The organism is Parafrankia sp. Ea1.12, from assembly GCF_900465275.1.
GTDB lineage: Bacteria > Actinomycetota > Actinomycetes > Frankiales > Frankiaceae > Parafrankia > Parafrankia soli.
On record NZ_UBIZ01000169.1, the window covers coordinates 1 to 8,386 of the forward strand.

General features: G+C 75.5%; 6 protein-coding genes and 1 pseudogene. 6 read left to right on the top strand and 1 reads right to left on the bottom strand.

Annotated features, from left to right (window positions below; all coding sequences use genetic code 11):
• Positions 1-223: pseudogene (locus FMEAI12_RS37790) on the bottom strand (hypothetical protein); the annotation flags it as partial.
• A gap of 1,021 nt (positions 224-1,244) precedes the next feature.
• On the opposite strand from FMEAI12_RS37790, the gene FMEAI12_RS05015 reads away from it, so the two are divergent.
• From FMEAI12_RS05015 to FMEAI12_RS05040, 6 genes are all read left to right on the top strand, one after another.
• Complete coding sequence (locus FMEAI12_RS05015; RefSeq protein WP_112105144.1) at positions 1,245-2,234, top strand: GNAT family N-acetyltransferase; 990 nt, start codon at positions 1,245-1,247, stop codon at positions 2,232-2,234.
• Entirely contained in the window at positions 2,231-3,145 is a 915-nt protein-coding gene (folP, locus tag FMEAI12_RS05020) for a dihydropteroate synthase (protein ID WP_071064015.1), read from the top strand. Before FMEAI12_RS05015 ends, folP begins: the two co-directional genes overlap by 4 nt.
• Complete coding sequence (gene folK, locus FMEAI12_RS05025) at positions 3,142-4,155, top strand: 2-amino-4-hydroxy-6-hydroxymethyldihydropteridine diphosphokinase (RefSeq protein WP_112105142.1); 1,014 nt, start codon at positions 3,142-3,144, stop codon at positions 4,153-4,155. Before folP ends, folK begins: the two co-directional genes overlap by 4 nt.
• Positions 4,152-4,589, top strand: coding sequence for a DUF3180 domain-containing protein (locus FMEAI12_RS05030; RefSeq protein WP_071063927.1), 438 nt, complete (start codon positions 4,152-4,154; stop codon positions 4,587-4,589). The genes folK and FMEAI12_RS05030 overlap by 4 nt, the downstream gene beginning before the upstream one ends.
• Positions 4,590-5,654: 1,065 nt before the next feature.
• Positions 5,655-6,065, top strand: coding sequence for a hypothetical protein (locus FMEAI12_RS05035; RefSeq protein ID WP_112105143.1), 411 nt, complete (start codon positions 5,655-5,657; stop codon positions 6,063-6,065).
• 143 nt (positions 6,066-6,208) lie between these two features.
• A partial coding sequence (locus FMEAI12_RS05040) for a helicase-associated domain-containing protein (RefSeq protein WP_112105145.1) occupies positions 6,209-8,386 on the top strand: 2,178 nt, incomplete at its 3' end.

Genomic DNA, 8,386 nt, shown 5'->3' on the forward strand with positions numbered 1-8,386 from the left:
CGCCAGCTGGGGCGGGGGTTGGGGGCGGCGGGGCGGCCGCGCGGAGGCGCCCGGGGAGCTCTGGGTGCTCTGGGTGCTCGGTCGTGTCCTCCGGCACCTGCCGGCGCGGGGGCTCGGCCGGGTAGTCCTCGGGCCGGTCGTCCGGGGGAGTGCGGGCCGGGGGGATGAAGATCTCGTCGAATGCCGGCGCTGCCAGCGGTGGGAGTCCGTCCGACTGCGGCATGCCCTGATCCCTCCTGTGCGTCACGATGGGCGTTCGTGACCTTGCACTGTCAAGCTAGTGACAGCAAACCGACCGCGGCGAGGCATCGATGCAAGGGCACCGGACGGACCACGGTGATCGTGCTCGTCGTCCTGGTGCGGGGCCGCGATCAACCGGGGCCGGGTGGCCGGCGGGCTGGTGCTCATCACGTGCGAACGCCGATGCTCGTGCGGATGGCCGTCCAACGATTGCGTCGTGCGGATGACATCGCCGGACGGCGGGTGCGGTTGTCGGGTGCACATGCCGATGCTACGGCGCTTGCGTGTCAGAAAGTGACGACCTTGCGTCACAGACATGTGGCTTGGTCAGTTTGTGTGAGGAATGTCCGAAACATGGGAGTTTGTGGGGCGAGTTGAGCTGGCCCGCCGTGGAAGCTTCCGGCGAAGGATCTACTCTGAGGATCGGTCCCCGCGCGATGTTCTTTCCCTTGTGGGGTATCTATAACGTTTTATCTTCGTCCGTGATCGGCCTGTCGGTCGGTCGCTGGGTCGGGTCGGTCGAGCCCACTGGGCGCCCCGGCCGCTCGCGCGTGTCCAGGAGTGACGAAGCTCCCGTTTTCTGAGTGTGGGTGGGACGCATGGCGATCGGTCGTCTCCGGACGGACCCGCGCGCCGCGCCGGCGGCCGCCGGCGCGGCGACTTCGCGTGGTCCGGTGGCCTCGCGCGGGCGGGCGGGCTCGGTGGCACCGGCCGAGCGGCCTGCCAGGCCGTTCGTGCCGTCCAGGACCCCCGCGATGCCACTCGGAGTCGCCGTGTCGCCGCTCATCGTGGCGCCGGGGCGTGCCGGCGGGCCGATGATGCCGTCCGCGTCGGCGGTGGTCCCGTTCGGGGGAGCCGGCTCGGTAGCCTCATCCTCGTGGTCGAAGTGTCCGCGAGGTGGCCCCGAGGTGTGCCGGCGTGCCCGTCCGGTGTCTCCGGCCACCCGGAAACGAGAACCCGTCGCGTGGCGGGCGCGCCGGGGTGGCTGCGCGTCCGGGGGCCCCGTGACCGCTGATCCGGCGAGTGTCGCGGGTGGCGATGCGCTGGTCGCGCCGAAGCGCGTGCTGCCCCCGGAGGACGTCGAGCTGGCCCGCGAGCTTGAGGAGGTCGCACACCGCGCCTGGCCGCCGCTGCGCGAGCGGACCCACGGCGGGTGGGTGCTGCGGGAGTCTGCGGGCTCCTCCCGCCGGGGTAACTCGGTGTGGGCCCGCGGCGACGTCCCCGACCTGGCCGCGGCGCTGCGCGCGGTCCACTCCTTCTACACGGCGGCCGGCCTGCCGCCGACGTTCCAGATCACCCCGGTGGTCCGGCCCGCCGGCCTGCTCGACGCGCTGGACGCCGCGGGTTATGACGACGGCGGCCCGACCGACGTCTGCGTCGCTCCCCTGGCCGCCCTGCGCGCGCCCCGACCGGACGCCGCGGAGCACCGCCCCGGGCCGGCGGGCGGGCCGGGCGCCGACCGCCGCGTCGAGTCCGCCGCCGCCGACCTGCCCGACGAGCGCTGGCTCGCGGTGGCGGGGGACGTCCTGGCCACGTTCGCCGGCCAGCGCGTCGGCACGCTCGCGGTGGTTCGCGCGATGGAGCTGCCCCAGCGCTACGTGACGGTCTTCGTCGACGGCCGTCCGGTCGGCGTCGGGCGCGGGGTCCTGGACGGCAGCTGGCTCGGGATCTACAGCATGGCCACCCTCCCGGCCGCCCGTGGCGTGGGCGTCGCCGGCCGCACGCTCGCCGAGCTCGCGCACTGGGCCGGGGCGCGGGGGGCCGAGCGCGCCTACCTCCAGGTCGAGCGGCACAGCGTGGTGGCGCGCGGGCTCTACGCCCGACGCGGGTTCCGTCCCGTCTACGGGTACAGCTACCGGCGACTGCCGGCACCGTCCGGGTTCCAGCGCAGCGCCGTGGCGCCCCGCGCGGCGACGGAGAACGTGGCATCGGAAAACGTGGCATCGGCGTGGCCTGCGGCCGGCCGAGCCGGCGGCGGGACGGCCAGCCGATGACCGGACCCCATGACAACCTGTTCGCCCCGGACGCCCCGACCCGGGTGATGGGCGTCGTCAACGTCACACCGGACTCGTTCTCCGACGGCGGCGCCTACCCGGATCCGCACGACGCCGTCCGGGCCGCGCAGCTCATGATCGAGCAGGGTGCGGACGTCATCGACGTCGGCGGCGAGTCGACCCGTCCCGGAGCGCCGCGCGTGGTGGCCAGCGAGGAGCTGCGCCGGGTGCTCCCGGTGGTGGCCCAGCTCGCCTCGGCCGGCGTCCCGGTGAGCGTGGACACGAGCCGCGCCTCGGTCGCCTCCGCGGCCGTGGACGCCGGCGCCCTGCTGGTCAACGACGTCTCCTGCGGCCGGAACGCGGAGCTGCTGCACATCGTCGCCGACCGCGGCGTCCACTACGTGCTGATGCACTCCCGCGGGTCCAGCACGGACATGGCCGCCCACGCGGTCTACAACGATGTGGTGACCGACGTGGTGGGCGAGCTCGCCGCCCGGCTGGACGTCGTCCTGGCGGCCGGCGTGGCGGAGGACAAGGTGATCATCGACCCGGGCATCGGGTTCGCGAAGACGCCGGCGCACAACTGGGCGCTGCTGGCGAACCTCGGCGCCGTCGCCTCCCTCGGCCGGCCGCTGCTCGTCGGCACCTCGCGCAAGTCGTTCCTCGGCGCGGCGGTGAGCGGCCCGGGCGAGCTGCCCCGCCCGCCGGACGAGCGCGACGACGCCACCCAGGCCACGACCGCTCTGCTGGCGGACGCCGGGGTCTGGGCGGTGCGGGTGCACGCGGTCCGCCCCGCGGTGGACGCCGTCCGCGTGGTGCGGGCCTGGCAGCAGGCCGCCCGCGCCTCCGGGGCCGGCCGGCCCCGCGCGGCCGTGTCCGGTAGCGCCCCCGCGGCTGGACCATCCCGATGACCGCTCCGACCGGCGGTGTCCCGGCGGGCGGTGCAGCGGCAGACGCGGCCCGGCTCGACCGGATCGCCCTGACCGGCCTGCGCGTGCACGGCCGGCACGGGGTGCTGCCCGCGGAACGGGAGCTCGGGCAGTTCTTCGTCGTCGACGCCACGCTCTGGCTGGACACCGGCCCGGCGGCGGCCACCGACGACCTCACCCTCACCGTGCACTACGGCGAGCTGGCGCAGGCCCTCGCCGACATCGTCGCCGGCGAGCCCGTCGAACTGATCGAGACCCTGGCGCACCGGCTGGTCCGGGCCTGCCTGGCGGCCGACCCGCGGGTGGCCGCCGCCGAGGTGACCGTGCACAAGCCCGCCGCCCCGATCACCGTCGCGTTCACGGACGTCGCCGTGACGGTGGCCCGCTCCCGGGACGCCGCCGTGACCACGGGCCCTTCCCGGGAGGTGGCCGCGACGCGCTCCCGGGACGTCGCCATGGCCGCCGGGCCGTCCGCCGCGGGCGCGAGTGCGGGCGCGGGGCACGCGGTGGTCGCCATCGGTTCCAACATCGGCGACCGGCTCGCCCACCTGCGGGGCGCCGTCCGCGACCTGGACGCCGGGCTGGGCGTGCTCGCCGTCTCCGCCGTGTACGAGACCGAGCCGGTCGGCGGCCCCGAGCAGGACGACTACCTCAACGCGATCGTCCTGGTCGGCGCCGCGCCGCCGCACGACCTGCTCGCCGCGGCCCGCGCCGCCGAGCGGACCGCCGCGCGCGAGCGCACCATCCGCTGGGGCCCCCGCACGCTGGACGTCGACATCATCGCCTGCGGCGACACCCTCAGCGACGATCCGGAGATCCTGCTGCCGCACCCGCGGGCGCACGAACGCCTGTTCGTCTGCGTCCCCTGGCTGGACGTCGAACCGGACGCGATGCTGCCCGGGCACGGCCGGGTGGCGGAGCTGGTCGCGCGCCTCTCAGCGGTGCCGGGAGCGGCCGCGCTCCGGCGCACCCCGCACGGGCTCGGTCGGTGAGACCGACCCACATCCGTGATCTCCTCGCGATCGCGGTGGCGGTGGGGGCGCTCGTCTACGCGCTGTTGTGGTGGAGCTACCAGTCGCTCCCGCAGCTGCCGGCGACGGCGTCCGTCTCGGTACTGCTGGTCGGGCTGATCGAGCTGCAGACCGCGTCGCTGACCCGCCGCCGCCTCGCCGGCCGGCCGGGCACCCGCCCGATCCTGCCGCTGACCGTCGCCCGCCTCGCGGCGCTCGCCAAGGCGACGTCGGTCGTCGCCGCGGTGCTGGCCGGCGGGTGGACGGCCCTGCTCGCCTACACCGCCCCGCGGACCGACGAGTTCGGCACGGCGGGCGGGGACGCGCTGGCCGCCGGCCTGGGCCTGGGCGCGACGGTGGTCCTGCTGGCTGGTGGGCTCGTCCTCGAGCGCGTCTGCCGAATCCGCGACCACTGAGCGGACAACTCACTTCGGCTCACTTCGGCGGTGACCCTGCCGGGTTCCGTCGCCGGTTTCGCCGGCCGTAACTCGCTGTTGCCTGGGCGCTTGTCCATTGCGTGATTGGCCGGGCTACTCTGGGATGAGGTTGCTCGGATCTACCTCGACCAACGGCGTGCGTAGCTCGACTTGCCCAGGGTGCGGCAGAACCTGTCCTGAGTGTCATGGTTGTGGATGTCGCCGTCATCGTCGGTCTCGTCGTCGTGGCTACGTTGTCGGGTTCGCGTGGTGGGCGTGGCACGGCCGAGGTTGAACGGATCGACCAGGTCGGGGGGCGTCTGACGGGAAGGTGCGGGCGTGGTCGCTCAAGGCCGGGGTTCTCCCGCCGAGCCCGGTGCGGGCCGGGCTGGTGCAGGTGGCGGCACGGACCACGTCCCCTTCGAGGACGATCCGCGGCCTGGGGCGGGCCGTTCCGGGGGGGCTGTCAGTAATCCCACGCAGTCGGTCGGGGTGGGCCGTCCGCGGCAGGCCGGCGCCCGCCTGGTGACCTTCGGGAACCTGCGCACCGGCGGCCCGCGAACAGACCCGGGCGCGGCACCCCCGCCCGTTCCGCCGCAACCGGCCGCCCCGAGCTCTTCCCGCTTCTCGCCGGACGGCTTCCCGCCGGGTTACGGCCCACCGGCTGATGGCCCGCCAAGCCACGGTCCGGTCGGTTATGGTCCGCCGGTTTACGGCTCTCCGGGAGCCGGTCGTACCGGCGGCGATCCGTCCGGATTCGACCCCGCGGACATGGTGACCGCGCCGGCTACGGACGGCCCGGTAAGGCCGGCCCCCGCCGGCCCGCGCTCCGTCAGGCCGCAGCCCCCCGGGCCCCGGCGTGACCGGACGCCGCCGCCCTTCTCGTCCGGGGTGGACGATGACGAGCTCACGACGCGGCCGTCGGTGGGCCGGCCGCCGGGCCCCGCGAGGCCGTCCGGGCTGGAGCACGCGAGAGCGGCTGGACCAGCGCCCGTGAGAGCGGCTGGACCAGCGCCCGTGAGAGCGGCTGGACCAGCGACCGTGAGAGCGGCCGGGCCGGGGCCCGTGAGAGCGGCCGGGCCGGCGCCGCGGAGGGCGGCCGGGCTGGAGCCCGTTAGCACCACGGGCTACCAGGAGCGGGTCGCCGATCATCTCCCCGACGGGTACTCCGTACCGGGCGCGGGGTACCGCGGGGTGCCGGACGAGGGCTACCGCCGGCCGGGTGAACTGCACGAGCTGCCCCGTCGGTTCGACCACGACCCCGACGAGGCGGACGTGCCCGCCCCCCGGCGCCGCCGGAACCCCGTGCTGACGCTGGTCAAGATTGTCCTGGTCGGCGCGATGATCGTCATCGGTGTCTCGGTGGGCCGTGTGCTGGCGCTGCCCGGCGATCAGGGCAGCCTGTCCCGCATGGCGGACTGGGCCCGCGACAACCACCTCTCGGTCGTCGTGGACCAGGTCGACCGCCTCCGGTGACCGATCCGCGAACGGACCCCCTCGATCCAACCGACAGTGCCGCTGAGCTGTGGGAAACCGTCGGCACGCCAGGCTCCGGGCAGGCGGCCTCCGGGCAGGTCCGCGCTTACACCCCGTCCGGCGAGGCGGCTACCGTCATCAGGATGTCCCCGTCGACAGGCCGGGTCCCGGGCCCGCCCGGAACGCTCGCCCACTGGCTGCGCGCCCTGCCGGACGACACCCTGGTCCGGCTGTTCAGACTCCGGCCCGATCTCGCCACCCCGCCCCCGCCGGACTTCGACATCCTCGCGGCGCGGCTGGAGATCCGCGGCAGCGTGAGCCGGGCGCTGGAGCGGCTGGACACCTTCACCCTCGAGGTCGTCCAGGCGCTGACGCTGCTGCCGAGCCCGGTCTCCGTGGCCGAGCTGACCGCCTTCTGCGGCGGGCTCGACCTGCGTGCCGCCCTCGAGAGCCTGCGGGAGCGACTCGTCGTCTGGGGCCCGGACGAGGCGTTGCGCCTGGTCGGCGTCGCCTTCGACCTGCTGGGTGAGCGTCCGCTCGGGTTGGGGCGGCCGGTGCGGGCGTGCCTGGCCGGCTACCGGCAGGCGCAGCTCGCCCGGCTGGCGGCGGCCGTGGGGCTGCCCGACGCGGTGTCCGACGGGTTGTCCGCCAGCTCGGGTGGCCTCGGCGACTCGGACGACTCCGATCTCGATCTCGACTCCGAATTCCACCTTGGTGCCGGCAGCCATCCCGTCCGGCGCGAGAGCATGATCGAGATGGTGTCGGCCGCCTTCGCGGACCCCCACCGCGTCGCCGCCCTGCTCGACGGGTGCTCGGCGCGGGCGCGGCGGCTGGCCGAACGGCTCGCTGCCGGCCCGGCGCTGGGTGCCACCAGCGACGCCGAACGTCTGCTGAGTGTGTCCTCCGCCCGCAGCCCCGTCGAGGAGCTGCTGGCCCGCGGGCTGCTCATCGGCATCGAGCCGGGCACCGTCGAGCTGCCCAGGGAGGTCGGCCTGGTGCTGCGCGGCGCCGACCAGGCCGGGCCGCTGCATCCCGAGCCGCCTGAGGTCACCGGCCGCGAGGTGGGGGCGGGCGCCGTCGACCCGGCCGCCGCGCTGGCCGCCGACGCGCTGGTCCGCGCGGTCACCACGCTGCTCACCGCCTGGGGGAGCACCCCGGTCACCCCGCTGCGCACCGGCGGGCTCAGCGTGCGCGACCTCAAGAACAGCGCCCGGCTGATGGACGTCCCCGAGACCGAGGCGGCCGTCGTCATCGAGGCGGCGGCCGCGGCCGGGCTGGTCGACCTGACACCCGGCACCGACGTCCAGTTCGTGCCGACCAACGTCTACGACCGGTGGTGCACCGAGACGGTGGCCATGCGGTGGGCCGTCCTCGCCGAAGGGTGGCTGCGCTCGCCGTCGGCGGCCTGGCTGGTCGGCGGGCGCGACGAGCGCGGCCGGCAGATCGCCGCGATGTCCCTCGACGCCCGCCGTCCCGGCGCCCCGGACCTGCGCGCCGATGTGCTGCGCGCCGTCGCCGCCGCGGCGGAGGGCGTCGCGCCCACCCCCGAGTCGGTGCGCGCCCGCCTGGCCTGGCGTTCCCCGCGCCGGACGGGCCCGCTGCTCGACGGGATGATCGGCGGGACGCTCACCGAGGCCGAGGTGGTCGGGTTCACCGGGCGTGGCGCGCCCAGCACCCTCGGGCGGCTCGTCGCGCGCCGGCTCGCCGCCGCCGAGGCCGACGACCCGGGGCGTGGCTCCGGCAGGTCCCCGGCGGCCGACGAGGGGCTGTGTCGCCTGCTCGCCGACGCGATGGCCCCGCTGCTGCCCGAACCCGTCGAGGAACTGCTCATCCAGACCGACCTGACGGCCGTCGCCCCCGGCCCGCTCGTGCCGCGGGTCGCCGCCGAACTGTCCCGGATGGCCGACATCGAGTCCGCGGGCGCGGCCACCGTGTACCGCTTCACCGAGAGCTCGCTGCGGCGCGCGATGGACGCCGGCAGCTCCGCCGACGACCTCCACGACCTGCTGGGCCACCTCGCCCGTGGCGGCGTCCCGCAGTCGCTGACCTACCTGATCGACGACACGGCCCGCCGGCACGGACGGCTGCGGTCCGGGCCGGCCGCCTCCTACCTGCGCTGCGACGACACCGCGCTGCTCACCGAGGTCGTCGCGTCCCGGCGCACCCAGGCCCTCGCGATGCGCCGGGTGGCCCCGACGATCGTCATCTCCTCCCTGCCGGTGTCCGACCTGCTGGAAGGACTGCGCGCGGCCGGTTTCGCCCCGGTGGCGGAGGCCCCGGACGGGCGCATTGTGCTGGCCCGCCCGGAGGCGTACCGCACC